Raw genomic sequence first — 19,404 nt, forward strand, 5'->3', positions numbered from 1 at the left:
ATGACAGCTCACAGGTCGGAAAACACTGCGAAATCGGCATTCCAAAGGCATTCCCGTTTCCGGTCGCGGAAATACTCCATCATTTCTAGAATGACTGGCCTATGCCGGCATAAATTCCATATTCAGTTCCACCGTCGTACTTGTTCAGCGGTACGGCAAAATCAAGCCGAAGGGGACCGAAAGGCGTTGCATAGCGGATACCGGCGCCCGCACCGGCCCTGATATCGGAAAAATCAGGCGCAATACTGTCCGAAACCGTGCCGACATCGATAAAGGGCACGACGCCGATCGTATCGGTAATCCTGATGCGCGCTTCGAAGGAGCCGATTACATAGGAGCGGCCGCCAGTCGCCTCGTCGTTTTCGTTGTAGGGCGAGATTTCCTGATAACCGTAACCACGCACGGAACCGCCACCGCCGGCGAAGAAACGCTGGGTGGCGGGAATATCCTGAACGCCGTCGCCGCCGATCAGCGTGCCGGCTGCAAGCTTGCCGGCAAGTACGACGCCGTCTTCGGCGCCGAGACCGAGATAGCCTGATATCGAGCCCTCGAAGGCCGAATAGACCGTGCCGTTCATGAACTCATAGCCCGGCTTTGCCGACAGCGTGGCGTGGTAGCCGCCGGTCGGATTGAATTTGTCATCACGGGCATCGCGATCATAGGTGATCGGCAGCGTGAAGGTCAGATAATTGTTGTTGCCGAAAGCGTCGTCGTCATTCTCGAAGCTCACCTCGCCGGCTGCCGAGATGGTGTCCTGATCCGTCAATTCATAAGAGAGGCCAAGCGAGGCGGTGATAAGCTTTGCATTATAGGCATCAGGATTCTGCGTCTTGGCGACGATGCCGGCCTTCAGCGTGGCGGACGGATGGATGAAGCCCGGTTTCGTGAAGAGGATGCCGGCGGAGTAATCGAGATCGCCGAGGTCGGACGCTTCGCCGAGGCGCGAGACGGCGCCTTCGATGCGCAGCGATTCGGCCCCGCCGAACAGGTTGCGATGGCCCCAGTAGCCGTTGACGCCGAAACCGTCGATCGTCGAATATTGCGCGCCGATGCCGAGGTAGCGCCGCTTGCCTTCGGAAACCTCGATTGTCATGGGCAAGGTACCATCGGAAGCCAGTGCGTCGCTTTCGTGGATCGTCACGCTGGAGAACACGCCAAGCGCGCGCAGGCGCTCGCCTGCCTTCCTCAGCGCCTCCGGCGAATAGGCTTCGCCCTTCTGCAGACGGGAGTAGCGCTGGATGAATTCCGGCTTGACCCTTTCCTCCCCGGTCACGCCGACGTCGCCGATCGGAGCAACCGGACCACCTTCGGCAGCGAGAACGATATCGACGGTGTTCTTGCTGTGGTCGGCGACCACGCGCCGCTCGGTCAGCTTGGCAAAGGGCCTTCCTTCGCTCTTCAACTGGTCGACGATCGTATCGCCAGCCTTGATGATGGCGAGCGAGCCGGCTTGCTCGCCCGGTGCGAGATCGTAATCGGCGGGATTGCGGTGCGCAGCATCGCCGCCGAATTGGACCTCATCCACGGTGAAGACCGGACCAGGGGCTATATCCACTTTGACCGGAACCGGCTTCGAGCGATCAAAAGTCGGGTTGGGCGGGAGATCGTCTATGTTGCGGCCATCGATGGTGATCGTCACAACGCCGCCGTAACGCGCCTTTTCGTAAAGTGTCGCGATCAGCCTCTCGCGGTCGTCACGCGCTTTGACGACAATGCCAAGATCGCCTGAAACCGGCCTGCTCTTGTCACCGACAAGGCGAGAGCTGTTTTCCAGCGCCTCTTTCAGGTCGCTATCAGCTGTGCCGGTCTCAAGGTCGATGTCATAGCGCACCGGATCGGGGACCTGCAGGTTTTCGTCCTCGTCCTTGCCGAATATGGTGATGCCGAAAAGCTTGAATGCGTAAGCATTGCCCACGAGAACTGGTGAAAATGCAGCCGCCGCTGCGACCACCACCATGGCGCCTGCTCGATACGCAATACCCGTTCTCAGGCCCGTCCCTCTAATCCGCATCCGCCGCTTTTTGGTTACATTAAAATGAAGCTCTGCGTTGCCCAGCCGATAACAAGCTTAGCGGCAAAATCGCGCCACGTGTACCAATTTAAACTGTTGGCGCACTAATTTAGTACAAAAAAATCCCGGACGAGGGTCCGGGATTTCCATTTTTCCCATTCTGATTGCAGATCTCAGCGGCAATCATCGATGTAGCGGCGACCATACCGATCTCGATAGTAGCATTGGCCGGGCTGCTCTGCGACCCTGCCGATCAATGCGCCTGAAACGCCGCCGATTGCTGCGCCGACTGCCGCGCCGCGCACGTCGCCGGTGACCACGCCGCCGATAACGGCACCAGACGCTGCGCCGATGCCGGCACCTTGTTGCGTGGGTGTGCAGCTTGCGATCGAAAGGCCGATCAATGCGAGTACGAGGACTTTCTTCATTCTTCTCTCCGAGGTTTTTGGCGCCCCAGCGGGCGGATGTCGTCCCTAACCTGTTTTTTCGCCAGGCTAGCCCGAAAACTATGTCGCAAGAAGGTCTTGTCCACCATCATCGAGCTTTTTTCGAAAGGCGCGGGTTTCTTTCCACGAGTAAAAGCGAATTTATTTGCCGGAATTGACGCCGATCAATTTCCCCGATCACGGCTCGCATATTTTTTATCTGGAATCATTCAAAAGTCTGCGCCTTTTGCCGCAGTTGATGTTAAATCAGGGACGTAAGGGTTGACGTGCGGTTGCGGTCTCAGCAAGAAACAGCCGTACGAACTGGAGCATATGATGGATTTCGAAGCGTTTTTCAAAAGCGAGCTGGACGGGCTTCACGCTGAGGGCCGTTACCGCGTTTTTGCCGATCTGGAGCGCCATCGCGGTAACTTTCCGCGGGCTACCCGTCACACGGCGAACGGCGAACAGGAAGTGACCGTCTGGTGCTCCAACGACTATCTCGGCATGGGCCAGCACCCCAAGGTGATCGAGGCGATGAAGGAAGCCATCGATCACTGTGGCGCGGGTGCGGGAGGCACCCGGAATATCTCTGGCACCAACCACTACCATGTTCTGCTTGAGCGGGAGCTTGCCGATCTGCACGGGAAGGAAGCCGCGCTGACCTTCACGTCAGGCTATGTTTCCAACTGGGCAGCGCTTGGTACGCTCGGTTCCAAGATCCCCGGCCTCATCATCTTCTCAGATGCTTTCAACCATGCCTCGATGATCGAGGGCATTCGCTACGCCAAGTGCGAGAAGGTCATCTGGAAGCACAATGACGTGGCCGATCTCGAAGCCAGGCTCGCTGCCGCCGATCCCAAGGCGCCGAAGCTCATCGCCTTCGAATCCGTCTATTCCATGGATGGCGATATCGCGCCGATCAAGGAAATCTGCGATCTCGCCGACAAGTATGGCGCGATGACCTATCTCGACGAAGTGCATGCCGTCGGCATGTACGGTCCGCGCGGCGGCGGCATCGCCGAGCGCGAAGGCCTGATGGATCGTGTCACGGTTATCGAAGGCACGCTCGCCAAGGGTTTTGGCGTCATGGGCGGCTACATCGCTGCATCTGCGGCGCTCTGCGATTTCATCCGCTCTTTTGCATCGGGCTTCATCTTCACGACGTCGCTGCCGCCGGCGCTTGCTGCCGGCTCGGTCGCTTCGATTCGGCATCTAAAGGCAAGCCCGTTCGAGCGTGCTCGCCATCAGGATCGGGTGCGGAAGCTGCGCATGCTGCTTGACCAGCAGGGCATTCCGCACATGCCGAACCCGAGCCATATCGTGCCGGTCATGGTCGGCGATGCCGCCAAGTGCAAGTGGATCTCGGATCTGTTGCTCGACAATTTCGGTGTCTACGTGCAGCCGATCAACTATCCGACGGTGCCGAAGAAGACAGAGCGCCTGCGCATCACGCCCACACCGCTGCATTCGGACGCGGATATCGAGCATCTCGTCAGCGCGCTGCATTCGCTCTGGTCGCGCTGCGCGCTTGCCCGCCACGTCGCCTGATTTTTCAGGAGCAGGTTTTTATTGGATCAGCCCGGCAGCCCGTTGCCGGGCTTCCTTGTCTGCGGCGAACACATCGTCCATCGTCGCGGCCGCTGGCAGGCTGATGAGATCGTCCATCACCTTTTCGGTGATCTCGGCCATCGCGAGAAAGGGAAGGCGGCCGTCGATGAAGGCTTCGAGCGCCACTTCCTTGGCCCCGTTCAGCACCGCTCCCTGGACGCCGCCGCGCGTCATCGCCAGCCGGGCAAGCCGCAGGGCAGGGAAACGTTTTTCGTCCGGAGCCTCGAAGTCCAGCCGCGCGAGCTTGGCGAAATCCAGCCGTTCGATCGGTAGATTCGCCCGGCGCGGATGGGAAAGGGCGTAGCCGATTGCGGTGCGCATATCCGGTGCACCGAGCTGCGCCAGCACCGAGCCATCCGTATAGCCGACCATCGAATGGATGACCGACTGTGGATGGACGATCACCTCCACCTGCTCGGGGTGCAGGCCGAAAAGATGCTTCGCCTCGATCATTTCGAGCGCCTTGTTGAACAGCGACGCACTGTCGATGGAAATCTTCAGGCCCATCGACCATCTGGGATGAGCGCGTGCGCTCTCCACCGTAACGTTGGCCATCTCCTCCAGCGAGGAGGTGCGGAAGGGGCCGCCCGATGCCGTCAGGATCACACGCTCCACGGCATGGCGCTGGTTTTCCTCCAGCACCTGGAAGATCGCATTGTGTTCGCTGTCGACGGGCAACAGCTTGCCGCCGCCGTTCCTCACGGACTCGACGAAAAGATCGCCGGCCGAAACAAGACATTCCTTGTTGGCGAGCGCGATATCGGCGCCACGGCGTGCCGCGGCAAGGGTGGGTGCGAGCCCCGCCGTGCCGACGATGGCCGCCATTACCCAGTCAGCTTCGCAGTCTGCTGCTTCCATCAGGCCGGATTTGCCGGCAGCGACTGCAATGCCACTGCCGGAAAGTTCGCTCTTCAGTGATTCGTAGTGCCGGTCATTTGCGATGACCGCCAGCCGCGCGCCTGATGATTTCGCCTGTTGGGCCAGCAATTCCACATTGCCGTGGCCGGTCAGAACGGAAATTTCGAAATTGTCCCGGCCGCCCATATGGTCGATGACATTCAGCGTATTCTGGCCGATCGAACCTGTCGAACCGAAGATACTGAGGCGCCGAGGCGCGATTTTGCCCGTCATCATGGTCGATTTCGCAAGAAATTGCATATTCGGCATCGGCTCTACAGGGGATCGCGGGAGGCAGCAAGTGTGCGGTGCAGCAAATTTCAACCCCAGAGGGGTTTACATGCCCCTGCCATGATGTGATCCTGATAACAGTCCCCAAGGGGATGATCATTTGCTGCGGCTGATTACGGTCGAAAAAGGCAAATCCGCTGGGCACTGATGTGTCCGACGAGCAACCGGCAATTTATGCCACTGGCCACGGGCCAAACAAAAACCGGGCCAACAAAAATCGAAGACTGAACCGGGATTGCGTGTCCACGCCATCCTTCATTGCGTTCGATGCGAGCGCTTCCACGTCTGCTCTGCGCCTATCGGCGCGCCCGGCGTGCTAGTTCAAAACGATGCGATATTATGATGAAGATAAAGATTGCCTACTTTGTTTTTGCCCTTCTGCCGCTGGCCAATCCGGTATTTGCGGATGATCTGCTGATCTGGTCGCCGGTGAAGGTGTCCACCCGTTCCTACAAGACGACGGTCGGGTTTCGCCTGCCGATGGAATGGGAGACAAGTGCCGGCGCCGATCTCGCGCTCGCCTCCAACAAGGGCGGCGCGCCGCTGCCGGATTCCGGCCAGGCAATGCTCTGGGGCAAGCTGCAGAAGGTGAGCGTTACACCGGCCGGCCGCGCACAGCAGGATGTGACGCTGCAGGTCGATACCTTGCGCGGCAGCGGTGCGCTTATGCTCAGCCGCTCGCGGAGCTGGATATTGTCTGACACACTCGACATGCAGACGACACGTGCGGTGAGCTTCGGTTACAACGCCGTCGATGCACGGCAGGCAACAGTATCTGCCTCGCAGGCGGTCAAGCTGATCTATCCATGGACCGGCACATCGATTTCGGCCGGCAGCAGCATCGGGGATGCGAGTGGCGACTTTTCCAGCACGGTTGCCGTCAGCCAGAATATCCTGCCCAATCTCGGGCTGAGTGCGTCCGTATCCGATCCGCTTTCGACGGGCCGGACAGGAAATGTCAATTTGAATTATCAGCTTCGCTGGTAGGCGAAACCAAAGCTCCTTCCTCTGCGTTTCTTCCTCACAGTCAAGGAGGAGAGAACGATGGTGTTCAAGGAACAGACATTTCACGGCCAACAGCCCGAAGCTGAGGCAGAATACGCCAACCGCGCGACGCTGGAATCTGCGGTCGCCAATGCGCTGGCGGTCGCTGGCGGTATCGACGCATCCGATGTCGAAGTTACTGCCGAAGGCGACGAAATCGTGTTGAGCGGCAATGTCAGTACTGTTGATGAAATCGAGCGGGCAACAGTGATCGCAAGAACAGTCGAGGGCGTGCATACGGTTCGCAACCGTATTTTGCTTGCGAACTCGATGGTTAACGTTCGCCATTAACTATTAACCGAACATTAACTTTATGTAAGTTTATCCGTGCCGACCCCTGACCTAGGTTTGGACCTATTCCAGCCCCCGAAAGTCAGGTATCTCGATGCATCAGATGGAAATGATCAATCGCCGAACGTGGAGCAGCCCACTCTCCCGACGCGACTATCGCAATAGCAGCGGGTTCATCAATGAAGGCGAGCGTATGGTGCTTGGTATTGGGATTGCCAATGCCAGGGGCGGTCGCGTGCTTGATATCGGTGTCGGCGGCGGCCGTACGGCTGCACTTCTCGCCGGGGAGGCCAGCGAGTATGTCGGCGTCGACTATACGGCAGAGATGGTGACCCTCGCACGCTCCAACCACCCGGGTTTTCGTTTTGAGAATATGGATGCGCGCGATCTTTCGGCCTTTGCCAACGGCTCCTTCGATCTCGTCGTCTTCAGCTACAATGGCATCGACTCTGTCGATGCCGATGGACGCAGATCGGTCCTTCGTGAAGTCTCGCGCGTTCTGAAGGCCGGTGGCACGTTTGCTTTTTCGACCTTCAATCGCAACTGGCATGGTTTCGGTGAGAACCGCGCCCGCTCGTCCATTATCTGGTCCAACCATCCGGTGAAGCTGAGTTTTCGGCTTCTCAAGCATGCAATGGGTCTGGTTCGGGAGCGTCGTTTTGCGCCGCTGGAGCAGCGCGACGGCGAACATGCAATCCTGCTGCATCGCGCCCATGATTTCGGCATCATGGTCTACGCCACGACACCCGGCCAGCTACGCTCACAACTTACCGAAAGCGGTTTTATCAGCGAGCCACTGCTCTTTTCGGTCGATGGACGCCCGCTTGGCGGCGAGACGCTGGCAGACGAGGAATATTTCCACGTCGTCGCGCGCAAACCGTCGCTCAGTTGATCAGCCGAAACGTTCGGTCAGGAACCCGGCTGGAGCCTTTTCGCCAACGAGCCGATCGGTCTTATGTGCGGTGATGGAGCCTTGCGGCTGATAGCTGATGGCGATGAGCAGACCGCAAACGATTGCACAGCCAATTGCAAGCAGGGTCATTCGAATATGCATGACGGATACTCCTGTTTACCGGTAAAACGCGGGAAAAATTCCGAAGTTCCTCATGCTTCAGAACTCAAGACCCCAGCCGGTTTTCCGGCCGGGGTCGTCACATCTTAGCGGCAGACACGGGTCTTCTTGATCACGGTCTCGCCGTGGCTATGAATGCGTTCCGTGCGGGTGAAGCAATCATGCGAAACGCGGCGCGGCGGCAGGTGATGACGATAATAGGGACGGTCCGTCATGCGATGGTGTCCGTATCCGCCGTTGTCGGTTGTGATGGTGACGCTGGCAGCCTGGGACGGCAGAGCGCTGGCAAAAATCGTGGCCGCAGCAAATGCGGAAGCAATGACATAATTCTTCATAACAAGCCTCTCTTTCTAAGTGGGTCGGGAGATGAACTCGAACGAAGCGTAATCAGTTCAATCACATAGCGTTACCAATTGTGTCAGTGGCAACCTTTGCCCGTTCGAAATCGTTCTCGTGTCGGAACAGCCGGAGACATGGTGATGGGACAGATTGGAAGGGGCGTCATACTGGCCGTTGGACTGGCCGGCGGCACGCTTTTCTCGCAGGCGCCGGAATTCGCCCAGCAGTATCGGCAACGTATCGGCGGGGCGATCGACGAGCTCAGGATCATCGTCGACGATTTCACGAAACAGGCTGCCGACCATCATCTCGATCGCCAGCAGGCACTCGATGTCTATGCCCGTTCCCCCGACGATTTCCTGCGTGATCGCGGCCTTTCCATGCACAGCACATTGGAACGCTACGAGCGCCTCGTGACCCAACAGTCAGATCTCGGCCGCGCGGCGCCGGTCGCAAAGCCCTTCATTCTCATGCGCAATGCCGACGACAGTATCCTTGCCAGTACCTGGCAGGACTTCGTACCGGGGGTCCCCGTCAGCTTCGCCGGTTTTGCGTGGGCGGCAATCGGGTTCGTCGGCGGATGGATCGTCGCGGCACTGCTGCGGGTTGGCGCAAAACGCGCTGTGCAGTGGCGACCTGGATATCGGTGAGAGAATGGTGATCCCGACGCGATTCGAACGCGTGACCCCCAGATTAGGAATCTGGTGCTCTATCCTGCTGAGCTACGGGACCACTTGGATGCCATGCATACAAAAGGCTTGGCATTAAGCCAAGCCTTTTTGCAGTCTCTCATGTCGTTTCGGTTCAGGCGCCGAGGCGCTGTTCGGCAAGGCGCACCCAGTAGGAAATGCCGTGGGCGATGGCCTCATCGTTGAAGTCATAGGCGGGGTTATGCAAGCCGGCGGTATCGCCGTTGCCGATGAAGATGAAGGCGCCGGGGCGAGCGTTCAGCATGTAGGAGAAATCCTCGCCGCCCATCATCGGATCAATTTCCGGATCGACGTTGGCTTCGCCGGCAATGTCGGTGGCGATGGCGACAGCGTGTTCCGTTTCATCCGCATGATTGAAGGTCACGGGATAGTTGCGGTGGAAATTGATATCGGCTTCTGCGCCGTGTGCGGCGCAAATGCCTGTCACGACTTCGCGCAGGCGCGCTTCAGCCTGATCACGCACCTCGTCATCAAGCGTGCGGATCGTGCCGGCGAAGGTCGCATCGTTGGGAATGACGTTATGGGCGAAACCGGCATTGAATTTGGTGACGGAGACGACGACCGAGCGCAGAGGATTGACGCTGCGCGAGGCGATCAGCTGCAGGTTTGTCACGATCTGCGAGCCGATGGCGATCGGGTCGATCGTACGGTGCGGCTGTGCCGCGTGGCCACCGCGGCCCTTGATGGTGACGGTGAACTCGTCGGTTGCCGCCATGATCGGCCCCTTGCGAGTGGCGAACTGGCCGACGGGAAGACCCGGCAGATTGTGCATGCCGTAGACCTCTTCGATGCCGAAGCGCTCCATCATGCCGTCCTTGACCATCAGATTGCCGCCACCGCCGCCTTCTTCGGCCGGCTGGAAGATGACAGCGACATTGCCGTTGAAGTTACGGGTTTCCGCAAGATATTTTGCTGCGCCGAGCAGCATGGCGGTGTGGCCATCATGGCCGCAGGCGTGCATTTTGCCAGGTGTTTTCGAGGCCCAAGGCTTGCCGGTGATTTCGGTGAGCGGCAAAGCGTCCATATCGGCGCGCAGGCCAACCGTGCGGCTGCCTTCACCCTTGCCCTTGATGAGGCCGACGACGCCGGTGCGGCCGATGCCGGTGACGATTTCGTCGACGCCGAATTCCTTAAGCTTTTCAGCAACGAAGGCAGCCGTATTTTCGACCGCGAAGAGAAGTTCCGGCCGCGCATGGATGTGGCGGCGCCACTCTGCAACTTCGTCCTGAAGTTCGGCGGCTCTATTCAGAATCGGCATTCTTGGCTTCCTGTGAATGAAATGCGTGGGGCCCGTCTGAAAGCATCACAAGGGCGTGATGCCTTGGAAATAACTTAGTCAATGACCTTTGCCATGTCATAGCCATATAGGGTAAATAGGGGAAGGTTTCGAGATAATTCCCTGAAGGACGAGCACTTGTCGACGCGCCACGATCGTTTGTTCGCCGCTTTGCGGCCCTTTTCTTTTATAGCGACAGCAACAGCGGTTCTTGTCTCGTCCGTTACACTTGCTCACGCCAATCCGCATATTCTCGTCGACGTGCAGACCGGCCGGGTGCTGGAGCACGAGGAGGCTTTTCGCAAGTGGTATCCGGCTTCGCTGACCAAGCTGATGACCGTCTATACCGTGTTCGATGCGATCCGCTCCGGCCAGATCAGCCTCGACACGCCCGTCGTCATGAGCAAGCGGGCCGCGTCCGCGCCGCCGGCCAAGATGGGCTTCAAGCCGGGCCAGAAATTCACGCTCGACAGCGCGTTGAAGATCCTTATGGTGAAGTCGGCCAATGACATCGCCGTTGCCGTTGCGGAAGCGGTCGGCGGCACCCAGGAAGCTTTCGTCGTGCGCATGAATTCCGAGGCGGCGAAGCTTGGCATGTCGGATTCGCATTTCGTCAATCCGAACGGCCTGCCGGGCAACGGCCAGTATACGACGGCCCGCGACCTTGCGATCCTGACGGTGGCGCTACGCCGCGACTTCCCGCAATATGCCGGTTATTTCTCGCTGGAAGGCTTCACGAATGGCAAGCAGAACGTCCCGAACATCAACATGCTGATCGGCCGCTTTGCCGGCGCCGACGGCATGAAGACCGGCTTCATCTGCGCTTCGGGCTTCAACCAGATCGGTTCCGCGACGCGTAACGGCCGGACGCTGGTTTCCGTCGTGCTCGGTACCGACAGCCTGGCGGCTCGCGCCGACGCCACTGCCAATCTGCTGCAGAAGGGCTTCACCACGCAGTTTGCGGCAAATGATACATTGGGTTCGCTGAGGCCTTATGGTCCGGGGCAGGACCAGGTGAATGACATTACAGCCGACATCTGCAGCGCCAAGGGCGCGAAGATACGCAGCGAAACACGTGACGAGGTCGGCCGCATGAAGGTGCAGTCGCCCTATATTCACGAAATGGATCACGAGCCGCAATTCGTGTTTGCCGGCCTCATTCCGGGGCAGGATCCGCAGCCGGTTGCGCAGAACGACAAGATCGCCAAGGGCGACGCGGTCGAGGCGCTTGCCAATGTGCCGGTGCCGCTCCCGCGGCCGAAATCCTTCTGAGGAAACATCATGAGCACGTTCAGCGACAAGATCCCGGTCACCATCCTGACCGGCTTCCTCGGTGCCGGAAAATCGACGCTGCTGAATCGCATCCTCAAAGATCCTGCCATGAAGGATGCGGCCGTCATCATCAACGAATTCGGCGATGTCGGCATCGACCATCTGCTGGTCGAAAGCTCCGGTGATTCCATTATTGAGCTGTCCGATGGCTGCCTCTGCTGCACTGTGCGCGGGGAACTGGTCGATACGCTGGCGAACCTCATAGATGCCGTGCAGACGGGCCGGGTGAAACTGGTCAAGCGCGTGGTCATCGAGACCACCGGTCTTGCCGACCCGGCTCCCGTCATGCAGGCGATCATGGGCAATCCGGTCATCGCGCAGAATTTCGAGCTCGACGGCGTCGTCACCGTCGTCGATGCGGTGAACGGTCTGCAGACGCTCGATAATCATGAGGAGGCGCGCAAGCAGGCGGCTGTTGCCGATCGACTGATCGTTTCGAAGCAGAGCATAGCCGGCGGCACGGATGCACTGATGGCACGTCTGCATGGCCTCAATCCGCGCGCCGCCATCATGAATGCCGACAGCGATGAGGCAGGCTCAGCGCGTATTTTTGTTAACGGGCTTTATGATCCCGGTACAAAGATCGCCGATGTCCGCCGATGGCTTCATGATGAAGATGAGCATGAGCACGAGGGGCATCATCATCACGACCATGGGCACGATCACGGTCATCACCACCATCATCATGATCATGGCCACGAGCATCAGGACCCGCACGACGTCAATCGTCACGATGCTTCGATCCGCTCTTTCTCGATCATCGAGGAGAAGGCAATCGATCCGATGGCGCTCGAAATGTTCATCGATCTCCTGCGTTCGGCGCACGGGGAAAAGCTTTTGCGCATGAAGGCGATCATCGCGACGTCCGACCGGCCGGAGCGACCGCTGGTGCTGCATGGCGTTCAGAGCATCTTTCATCCGCCGGTGCGGCTTCCAGCCTGGCCGGATCCCGAGGACCGGCGCACGCGCATGGTGCTGATCACGAAGGATCTGCCTGAGGCTTTCGTGAAGGATCTTTTCGATGCGTTCTTGGGCAAGCCGCGGATCGATACGCCGGATCGGGCAGCGCTCAGCGACAATCCGCTCGCCATTCCGGGGGTGCGGATCTAACTGCGAAAAACCCTATCCCTTGCGGATCAGGAAACGATGGCCGCGTTCGGTCTTTTCCGTGCTGACCAGTTCGTGGCCGTCCTCATTGCAGAAATGCGGGATGTCGATGATGGCAAGCGGATCGCTGGTATCGACGAGGATCGTTGCGCCGCTCGGCATAGTCTTCAGTTTCTTGCGTGTCCTGATAACGGGAAGCGGGCATTTCAGCCCGCGCAGATCGTAGAGAACGGCGTCCAAGCCGGTCAGTTCCTGGCCCAGAACTTCCAGAACGGCTTCTTGGTTGCGTCAGCGGTTTCTTGCGGCGCGGGTTCGGGCGCTGCATAGGCCAGCGGGTTCTGCATTGGCACCGGAATATTGGCCGGCAGCGCGGCGGCAACGGTCGTGGCCTGCGCCTGTGTCGTCGGCGTCGCAGTCGCTACGGTCTTTGCAGCAACGCTCTTTGCGGCCTGATTGGCCATCATGTCTTCGAGTTCGGCAACCTTGACCATGCGGCCGGCCTCAAGCGACGTGCCGGTTGGAGCATAGGCGAGTTCACGACCCTTGCGCTGCTTGGCGACCACAGCCTTGCGTTCTGCTTCCGTCGGGTCGTACCAGGCAAGCCCGTCATATTTCTTCAGCGCCGTCTGATAATCGGCATCATAGGTCTTGCCATAGGAGGCGAGCGCTGCCGTCAGCGCCGGCGGCGTCGACATGGCCGGGCAGGCGCCGGCCGGATTGAAGCTGCCGCCGTTCGTGGCCTGCTGGTTGAAGACGTATTTCTTCTCGCAGACATTCACTTCCGGCGGACGCTTGGTAACTTCGAAATTGTCGTAGCCGACCTTCAGCATCTTCCAGAAATCGTAATTCTGATCGAGACGGTGCTTGACCATGTTCTCGGCGGTCATGCGGAAGGGGAAGGCCTGAAGCTGCACGCTTTCCTGGCCGCCCTTGAAGGCGTCACGGGCGAAGGCGTAGATTTCCAGAACCTGCTGGTCGGTCATCGAGTAGCAGCCGGACGACGAGCAGGCACCGTGGATCATCAGGTCGCTGCCGGTGCGGCCGTTGACAGCATCATAGCGGTTCGGGAAACCGGTGTTGATCGCCAGATAATATTTGGAATTGGGGTTCAGGTTGGCGCGGCTAAGGTTGTAGAAGCCTTCCGGCGCCTGCCGGTCGCCGGTCTTGACCTTCGGACCGAGCTTGCCGGACCAGGCGCAGATCTTGTAACCGGCGATCTTCTCGAACCGATTGTCCGTCTTCGCCTTCCAGACTTCCAGCGCACCTTCTTCCTTGAAAATGCGGATCATGATCGGCGAGTTGCGGTCCATGCTCTTGGCGGACATGTCGGCAAGGATATGGGCGGGAAGCGGCTGCTCCACCTTGTTCTTGACGGTCGAAAGGTCGATGCCTTGAGCCGATTCCAATGCATCATTGCAGCCGGTCAGAGCCAGCGCCATGAGCGAAACATAGGCAAAATGACGTATGCGCATTCAATCAGCCCATTCAATAATGCGACCCAACCCGCTTACGGAAACCGGGCGTAGCGCGGAATCATAGGCGGCTTATACTTGATAAATCCTTACCAGCCTATGACTTGCGCGGACGTGTCCCGCAAGCGCAATGTTACAGATAACATTATTGTGGCCAAGATTTGGCCCCAATCAGCTCTATCGGCCTGTGGAATTTACAGATTGCGGCCCATGGCGAGGAATTTCTGGCGGCGGTCGTTGCGCAATTGTTCGCCGGAACGGGGAGCCATTTCGGCAAGCGCATTGGCGATGACATCGCCGGTTGCGGCGATAACGCTGTCGGGATCACGATGCGCGCCGCCGAGCGGTTCGGGGATGATGCCGTCGATGACACCGAGCCCCTTCAGGTCCTCGGCGGTGATCTTCATATTGGTTGCCGCTTCCTTGGCGCGGGTGGAATCGCGCCAGAGGATCGAAGCGGCGCCTTCCGGCGAGATGACACTATAGATCGAATGCTCGAGCATGTAGACGCGGTTGCCGGTGGCGATCGCAATCGCACCGCCTGAGCCGCCTTCTCCGATGACGATGGAGATCAGCGGCACCTTGACGCCGAGGCACATTTCCGTCGAGCGGGCGATGGCTTCGGCCTGGCCGCGTTCTTCGGCGCCGACGCCGGGATAGGCGCCTGCGGTGTCGACGAGGGTGATGACAGGAAGCTGGAAGCGGTCAGCCATCTCAAGGATGCGGATCGCCTTGCGGTAACCTTCCGGACGGGCGCTGCCGAAATTGTGCTTCAGGCGGCTCTTGGTGTCGTTGCCCTTTTCCTGGCCGATGACGGCGACCGGCTGGCCACGGAAGCGGGCAAGACCGGCCTGGATGGCGGCATCCTCGGAAAATTTGCGGTCGCCGGCAAGCGGCGTGAATTCCTGGAAGAGCGTCTTGGCATAGTCGACAAAATGCGGACGCTGCGGATGGCGCGCGACCTGCGTCTTCTGCCAGGCATTGAGCTTGGAATAGATCTCGACGATCGCCTCGCGGACGCGGACTTCGAGCCTGCCGACTTCGTCGGAGGTGTCGATGCTTTCGTCTTCCGTCGCCAGCTTCTTAAGCTCGATGATCTTACCTTCGAGGTCGGAGATCGGCTTTTCGAAGTCGAGATAGTTGTGCATGAGGTGCGTTTCCGTTCCTTGTGCTCGGGGCAGTTTCCTGGTTCCGCCCCTTGTCGCCGGTCCTATTCGTGCTTTTTCGCCTGTTTTGCAAGGGGGTGGTGCGTATGGACGAGCTGCTGCAGACGTTCTTCCAGAACATGCGTATAGATTTGTGTCGTCGAAATGTCCGAATGGCCGAGGAGTTCCTGCACGACACGCAGGTCCGCACCATTTGCCAGAAGATGGCTCGCGAAGGCGTGTCTCATGACGTGCGGCGAAATCATCGACGGTGTGAGACCCGCGCGGATTGCCAGATTTTTGAGATCGCGGGCGAAGACCTGGCGGGGCAGGTAACCTTCCTTCGAGGCGGCAGGAAAAAGCCAGGGACTGTCCTGAGGCTGTTTTGATGCTGCGTTCTCGACTGCCAGCAGGCGACCGTAGGCTTTCAGCGCGGCAATGGCGGATTGGGAAAGGGGTACCAGCCGCTCCTTGTTGCCCTTGCCGCGGATCATCAGAAAGCGGCCCTCCTGATCGAGAACGCGGGCGGGAAGCGAGACGAGTTCGCTGACGCGCATGCCGGTGGCGTAGAGCAATTCCAGCAGCGCCAGCATGCGCAGGCGATGAAGCTGGCCGGGGGCCGGGTCAGCTGCTTCGGCCTCCGCCTGGGTGAGCAGCTTCGTTACCTCGCCGACGCCCATGGTCTTCGGAAGCGCCCGGCCTTTCTTCGGCGCATCAAGAATGCCGGTCGGATCGTCTGTGCGCAGGCCCTCGGCATAGAGGAACTTGTAGAACTGGCGCATGGCGGCAAGCCGGCGAGCCTGCGAGGAGGGCTTGAAACCCTGCGCGGATAGCGAGGCGAGATAGGCGCCGAGATCACCCGAACCTGCCTCGGTCAATCGGATGCTGCGACCGTGCAGAAAAGAGCGTAGGTCATCCAGATCGCGTTCGTAGGATTTCAGCGTATTGACCGCTGCACCCCGCTCGGCGCTCATCATTTCCAGAAATGATTCCACATGGACGCGGCCGAGATCCTTCATCGCGTCATTTCTTCGTGGTGTTGATCGTGCCGGTCGAAGGCGGGTTCACCCGTTCGGAGGGAATGCGGATCGTCACGTCCCGCTCCTGCGGCTCGACGAAGGTGACGAGCGCCCACATCGCTCCATAGATCAGTCCGGCAATGACCGCCAGGACGGACAGGAAACGGATCAGGGTCGGCATCCGACTACTCCTTAGAACTCTGCTTCTGTTATAAGAAGCATATTTGCAAGCGCAAGAAGCGGCATGGGTGTCATGATTCCCTTGCCCGCGACTTGACGCTACACCCGCATTTGTCGATACCGTTTGCAAACAAAGTGTGAATGGACCGATGAGTGAACCGCCAGTTTCCGTTGCAGACAGCCTGAGAGACAGAGCTCGCGCCGCGCTCGGTTCACGCAATCTGATCCTCGTCGGCCTTATGGGAGCCGGAAAATCCTCGGTGGGCCGCCTCGTTGCGCACCAGCTCGGCGTTCCCTTCATCGACAGCGATATCGAGATTGAGCGCGTTTCGCGCATGACGATCACGGAACTTTTCGCTGCCTATGGAGAGGAGGAGTTTCGCGCGCTCGAAGCGCGGGTCATGAAGCGCCTGCTCAAGGGCGGTCCGCGCGTCGTCTCCACCGGCGGCGGCGCCTTCATCAATGCCCGAACGCGCAGACATATCAAGAAGGGCGGCCTTTCGGTCTGGCTGAAGGCCGATCTCGAGGTCCTCTGGGAACGGGTCAACAAGCGTGACACACGCCCGCTCCTGAAGACTGAAAATCCGAAGCAGACGCTCGAAAATCTGATGAATGCCCGCTACCCCGTTTATGCCGAAGCCGATCTGACGGTGCTTTCGCGCGACGTACGCAAGGAAGTCATGGCCGATGAAGTGCTGAGGGCCGTGGTCGAGGCGCAGAAGGAAAGTGCAGTATCATGAACGCGATAACCCCCGGTTCCGCTGTCCGCAAAGTGCATGTGCCGCTTGGCGAACGCGCCTACGATATTATGATCGGGCCAGGGCTGATCGCCGGCGCAGGTGCCGAGATTGCCTCGCGGCTCAAGGGGCGCAAGGCCGCCATCATCACCGACGAACATGTGGCGCCGCTTTATCTCGACGCTTTGAAGGCAAGTCTGGATGCTGCAGGCATCGCCTCGGCGTCAGTCGTCTTGCCGGCCGGCGAGAAGACCAAGAGCTTCGAGCATCTGATCAATGTCTGCGACAAGGTTCTGGAAGCGCGCGTCGAACGCAATGACTATGTCATCGCACTCGGCGGCGGCGTCATCGGCGACCTCTCGGGTTTTGCTGCCGGTATTGTCAGGCGGGGTGTGCGATTCGTGCAGGTGCCGACCTCGCTGCTGGCCCAGGTGGATTCCTCCGTCGGCGGCAAGACCGGCATCAACAGCCGCCACGGCAAAAACCTCATCGGCGTTTTTCATCAGCCGGACCTGGTTCTCGCCGATACCGATGTTCTGAATTCCCTGAGTGAGCGCGAATTCCGTGCCGGCTACGCCGAAGTTGCCAAATACGGCCTGATCGACAAGCCGGATTTCTTTGCCTGGCTGGAGAACAACTGGCAGGCAGTCTTTGCCGGTGGCTCTGCGCGCATCGAAGCGATTGCCATCAGCTGCCAGGCAAAGGCGGATGTCGTCGTCGCCGACGAGCGTGAAAACGGCCAGCGGGCACTGCTCAATCTTGGCCATACGTTCGGCCATGCGCTGGAGGCTGCGACCGCCTATGACAGCAGCCGGCTTGTTCATGGCGAAGGCGTTTCAATCGGCATGGTGCTGGCGCATGAATTTTCGGCGCGCATGAACCTTGCGAGCCCGGACGATGCCCGCCGTGTCGAGGCGCATCTGAAGGCGGTCGGCTTGCCGACCCGCATGTCGGAAATTCCGGGCACTCTTCCGCCGGCCGAAGCGCTGATGGATGCGATCGCGCAAGACAAGAAGGTCAAGGGGGGCAAGCTCACTTTCATTCTCACCCGCGGCATCGGCAAGTCTTTCGTCGCCGACGACGTGCCGGCTTCCGAAGTGGTCAGCTTTCTCAAGGAAAAACATCCCTGATGTCAGTCGAGGGCACCCTGGCGTTTTTGTCGGTCTACTGGCCGGAGATCGTTTCGATCGTGGCCCTGGTGTTGATGTCTGCCTTCTTTTCGGGATCCGAGACCGCGCTGACTGCCGTTTCGAGAAGCCGGATCCATACGCTGGAAGCCAATGGCGATGAGCGTGCCGGTCTCGTCAGAACCCTCATCGAGCGCCGTGACCGGCTGATCGGTGCGCTGCTGATCGGCAATAATCTCGCCAACATCCTGTCGTCGTCGCTGGCGACAAGCGTGTTTCTGGGGATCTTCGGCAATTCCGGCGTGGCACTGGCAACGCTTGCCATGACCATCATTCTCGTAATCTTCGCGGAGGTTCTGCCGAAGAGCTGGGCGATTTCCAAGCCGGAGCGCTTTGCGCTCAACGTTGCAATACCGACACGGCTCTTCGTCGCCGTGGTCGGCCCACTCTCTTCCTTCGTCAATGCGATCGTGCGCAAGATCCTTGGTCTTTTCGGGATCAACCTGTCGCGCGAAGTCTCGATGCTGTCAGCCCATGAGGAGCTGCGTGGCGCAGTCGACCTGCTGCATCGCGAGGGTTCCGTCGTCAAGGCCGACCGTGACCGTCTCGGGGGCGTGCTCGATCTCGGCGAACTCGAGCTTTCGGATATCATGGTCCACCGCATGGCGATGCGGGCGATCAATGCCGACGATCCGCCGGAGGCGGTGGTCCGGGCGATCCTCGAAAGTCCCTATACGCGGATGCCGCTGTGGCGCGGTACGATCGACAACATCATCGGCGTCGTACACGCCAAGGATCTGCTCAGGGCGCTGGCCGAGCCGAACATGGAACCGCAGCAGCTCGATATCGTGAAGATCGCCCAGAAGCCCTGGTTCGTGCCCGACAGTACCAATCTCGAAGACCAGCTCAATGCCTTCCTTCGCCGCAAGCAGCATTTCGCCGTGGTCGTCGATGAATATGGCGAGGTGCAGGGCATCGTGACGCTCGAGGATATTCTCGAAGAAATCGTCGGCGATATCTCCGACGAACACGATATCGACATGCAGGGCGTAAGACAGGAGGCCGACGGTTCGATCGTCGTCGATGGCGGCGTACCGATCCGCGATCTCAACCGCACATTGGACTGGAACCTGCCGGATGAGGAGGCGACGACGATTGCCGGCCTCGTCATCCATGAATCGATGACCATTCCCGAGGAGCGGCAGGCCTTCACCTTCTACGGCAAACGCTTCGTCGTCATGAAGCGGGAGAAGAACCGCATCACCAAGCTTCGCATTCGTCCCGCCGAGGAAGACGAAACGAAACCCGCCTGACCAAG

General features: G+C 59.4%; 21 protein-coding genes and 1 tRNA gene. 10 read left to right on the plus strand and 12 right to left on the minus strand.

Annotation, left to right across the window (positions count from 1 at the left end; translation table 11 throughout):
• Positions 1–85: 85 nt before the first annotated feature.
• On the minus strand, positions 86–2,011 hold the full coding sequence (locus FHX06_RS25280; RefSeq protein ID WP_183881237.1) for an autotransporter assembly complex protein TamA: 1,926 nt from the start codon (positions 2,009–2,011) through the stop codon (positions 86–88).
• Positions 2,012–2,184: 173 nt separating this feature from the next.
• On the minus strand, positions 2,185–2,439 hold the full coding sequence (locus FHX06_RS25285; RefSeq protein ID WP_007822262.1) for a YMGG-like glycine zipper-containing protein: 255 nt from the start codon (positions 2,437–2,439) through the stop codon (positions 2,185–2,187).
• A gap of 333 nt (positions 2,440–2,772) precedes the next feature.
• Between FHX06_RS25285 and hemA the strand changes: the two genes are divergently transcribed.
• A complete protein-coding gene (gene hemA, locus FHX06_RS25290) occupies positions 2,773–3,987 on the plus strand; it encodes a 5-aminolevulinate synthase (protein ID WP_183881305.1) in 1,215 nt (404 codons plus the stop codon).
• 18 nt (positions 3,988–4,005) lie between these two features.
• Here the strand turns inward: hemA and dxr are convergent, their stop codons facing one another.
• Positions 4,006–5,181 (minus strand): 1-deoxy-D-xylulose-5-phosphate reductoisomerase, encoded by a 1,176-nt coding sequence (gene dxr / locus FHX06_RS25295; RefSeq protein ID WP_183881239.1) that lies wholly within the window; start codon positions 5,179–5,181, stop codon positions 4,006–4,008.
• A gap of 393 nt (positions 5,182–5,574) precedes the next feature.
• Here dxr and FHX06_RS25300 point away from each other — a divergent pair, with 393 nt between their 5' ends.
• The 3 genes from FHX06_RS25300 to FHX06_RS25310 all read left to right on the plus strand — a co-directional run bounded on the left by FHX06_RS25300 (position 5,575) and on the right by FHX06_RS25310 (position 7,462).
• Complete coding sequence (locus FHX06_RS25300; RefSeq protein WP_183881242.1) at positions 5,575–6,222, plus strand: hypothetical protein; 648 nt, start codon at positions 5,575–5,577, stop codon at positions 6,220–6,222.
• A 57-nt stretch (positions 6,223–6,279) separates the two neighbouring features.
• A complete protein-coding gene (locus FHX06_RS25305) occupies positions 6,280–6,570 on the plus strand; it encodes a BON domain-containing protein (RefSeq protein ID WP_183881244.1) in 291 nt (96 codons plus the stop codon).
• Between the two features lie 103 nt (positions 6,571–6,673).
• Positions 6,674–7,462 carry a class I SAM-dependent methyltransferase gene (locus FHX06_RS25310; protein WP_246715631.1) on the plus strand — a complete coding sequence of 263 codons (789 nt, stop codon included), beginning with the start codon at positions 6,674–6,676 and terminating at the stop codon, positions 7,460–7,462.
• Here the strand turns inward: FHX06_RS25310 and FHX06_RS25315 are convergent, their stop codons facing one another.
• A complete protein-coding gene (locus FHX06_RS25315; protein WP_183849500.1) occupies positions 7,463–7,624 on the minus strand; it encodes a hypothetical protein in 162 nt (53 codons plus the stop codon). It abuts the gene before it with no gap.
• A 104-nt stretch (positions 7,625–7,728) separates the two neighbouring features.
• Positions 7,729–7,977: a hypothetical protein gene (locus tag FHX06_RS25320; protein ID WP_183881248.1), complete on the minus strand. Its 249-nt coding sequence runs from the start codon at positions 7,975–7,977 to the stop codon at positions 7,729–7,731.
• A gap of 144 nt (positions 7,978–8,121) precedes the next feature.
• Between FHX06_RS25320 and FHX06_RS25325 the strand changes: the two genes are divergently transcribed.
• Entirely contained in the window at positions 8,122–8,631 is a 510-nt protein-coding gene (locus FHX06_RS25325; protein ID WP_183881250.1) for a DUF2937 family protein, read from the plus strand.
• Between the two features lie 5 nt (positions 8,632–8,636).
• Here FHX06_RS25325 and FHX06_RS25330 read toward each other — a convergent pair.
• Positions 8,637–8,713: transfer RNA gene (locus tag FHX06_RS25330), tRNA-Arg, on the minus strand.
• Between the two features lie 72 nt (positions 8,714–8,785).
• Positions 8,786–9,949 (minus strand): M20 aminoacylase family protein, encoded by a 1,164-nt coding sequence (locus FHX06_RS25335; RefSeq protein ID WP_112545566.1) that lies wholly within the window; start codon positions 9,947–9,949, stop codon positions 8,786–8,788.
• Between the two features lie 156 nt (positions 9,950–10,105).
• Here FHX06_RS25335 and FHX06_RS25340 point away from each other — a divergent pair, with 156 nt between their 5' ends.
• The gene (locus FHX06_RS25340; RefSeq protein WP_112545565.1) at positions 10,106–11,239 is read left to right on the plus strand and encodes a D-alanyl-D-alanine carboxypeptidase family protein; all 1,134 of its coding nucleotides are present in this window, start codon (positions 10,106–10,108) and stop codon (positions 11,237–11,239) included.
• A 9-nt stretch (positions 11,240–11,248) separates the two neighbouring features.
• Positions 11,249–12,409 (plus strand): CobW family GTP-binding protein, encoded by a 1,161-nt coding sequence (locus tag FHX06_RS25345; protein ID WP_183881252.1) that lies wholly within the window; start codon positions 11,249–11,251, stop codon positions 12,407–12,409.
• A 12-nt stretch (positions 12,410–12,421) separates the two neighbouring features.
• Here FHX06_RS25345 and FHX06_RS25350 read toward each other — a convergent pair whose 3' ends face one another.
• The 5 genes from FHX06_RS25350 to FHX06_RS25370 form a co-directional block, all read right to left on the minus strand.
• Entirely contained in the window at positions 12,422–12,646 is a 225-nt protein-coding gene (locus FHX06_RS25350) for a sulfurtransferase TusA family protein (RefSeq protein ID WP_183881254.1), read from the minus strand.
• 5 nt (positions 12,647–12,651) lie between these two features.
• Positions 12,652–13,878, minus strand: coding sequence for a murein L,D-transpeptidase family protein (locus tag FHX06_RS25355; RefSeq protein ID WP_112545562.1), 1,227 nt, complete (start codon positions 13,876–13,878; stop codon positions 12,652–12,654).
• Positions 13,879–14,072: 194 nt separating this feature from the next.
• The gene (locus FHX06_RS25360; RefSeq protein ID WP_112545561.1) at positions 14,073–15,026 is read right to left on the minus strand and encodes an acetyl-CoA carboxylase carboxyltransferase subunit alpha; all 954 of its coding nucleotides are present in this window, start codon (positions 15,024–15,026) and stop codon (positions 14,073–14,075) included.
• A gap of 62 nt (positions 15,027–15,088) precedes the next feature.
• Complete coding sequence (gene xerD, locus FHX06_RS25365; protein WP_183881256.1) at positions 15,089–16,042, minus strand: site-specific tyrosine recombinase XerD; 954 nt, start codon at positions 16,040–16,042, stop codon at positions 15,089–15,091.
• A 4-nt stretch (positions 16,043–16,046) separates the two neighbouring features.
• The gene (locus FHX06_RS25370; RefSeq protein ID WP_183849492.1) at positions 16,047–16,223 is read right to left on the minus strand and encodes a hypothetical protein; all 177 of its coding nucleotides are present in this window, start codon (positions 16,221–16,223) and stop codon (positions 16,047–16,049) included.
• A 148-nt stretch (positions 16,224–16,371) separates the two neighbouring features.
• On the opposite strand from FHX06_RS25370, the gene FHX06_RS25375 reads away from it, so the two are divergent.
• Genes FHX06_RS25375 through FHX06_RS25385 form a run of 3 tightly spaced genes read left to right on the plus strand, consistent with a single transcriptional unit; the run spans position 16,372 to position 19,399 of the window.
• A complete protein-coding gene (locus FHX06_RS25375) occupies positions 16,372–16,962 on the plus strand; it encodes a shikimate kinase (RefSeq protein ID WP_113013246.1) in 591 nt (196 codons plus the stop codon).
• The gene (aroB, locus tag FHX06_RS25380; RefSeq protein WP_183881258.1) at positions 16,959–18,089 is read left to right on the plus strand and encodes a 3-dehydroquinate synthase; all 1,131 of its coding nucleotides are present in this window, start codon (positions 16,959–16,961) and stop codon (positions 18,087–18,089) included. The genes FHX06_RS25375 and aroB overlap by 4 nt, the downstream gene beginning before the upstream one ends.
• On the plus strand, positions 18,089–19,399 hold the full coding sequence (locus tag FHX06_RS25385; protein ID WP_183881260.1) for an HlyC/CorC family transporter: 1,311 nt from the start codon (positions 18,089–18,091) through the stop codon (positions 19,397–19,399). Before aroB ends, FHX06_RS25385 begins: the two co-directional genes overlap by 1 nt.
• The last annotated feature ends 5 nt before the right edge of the window (positions 19,400–19,404 follow it).

Source organism: Rhizobium sp. BK512, assembly GCF_014194915.1.
Lineage (GTDB): Bacteria > Pseudomonadota > Alphaproteobacteria > Rhizobiales > Rhizobiaceae > Rhizobium.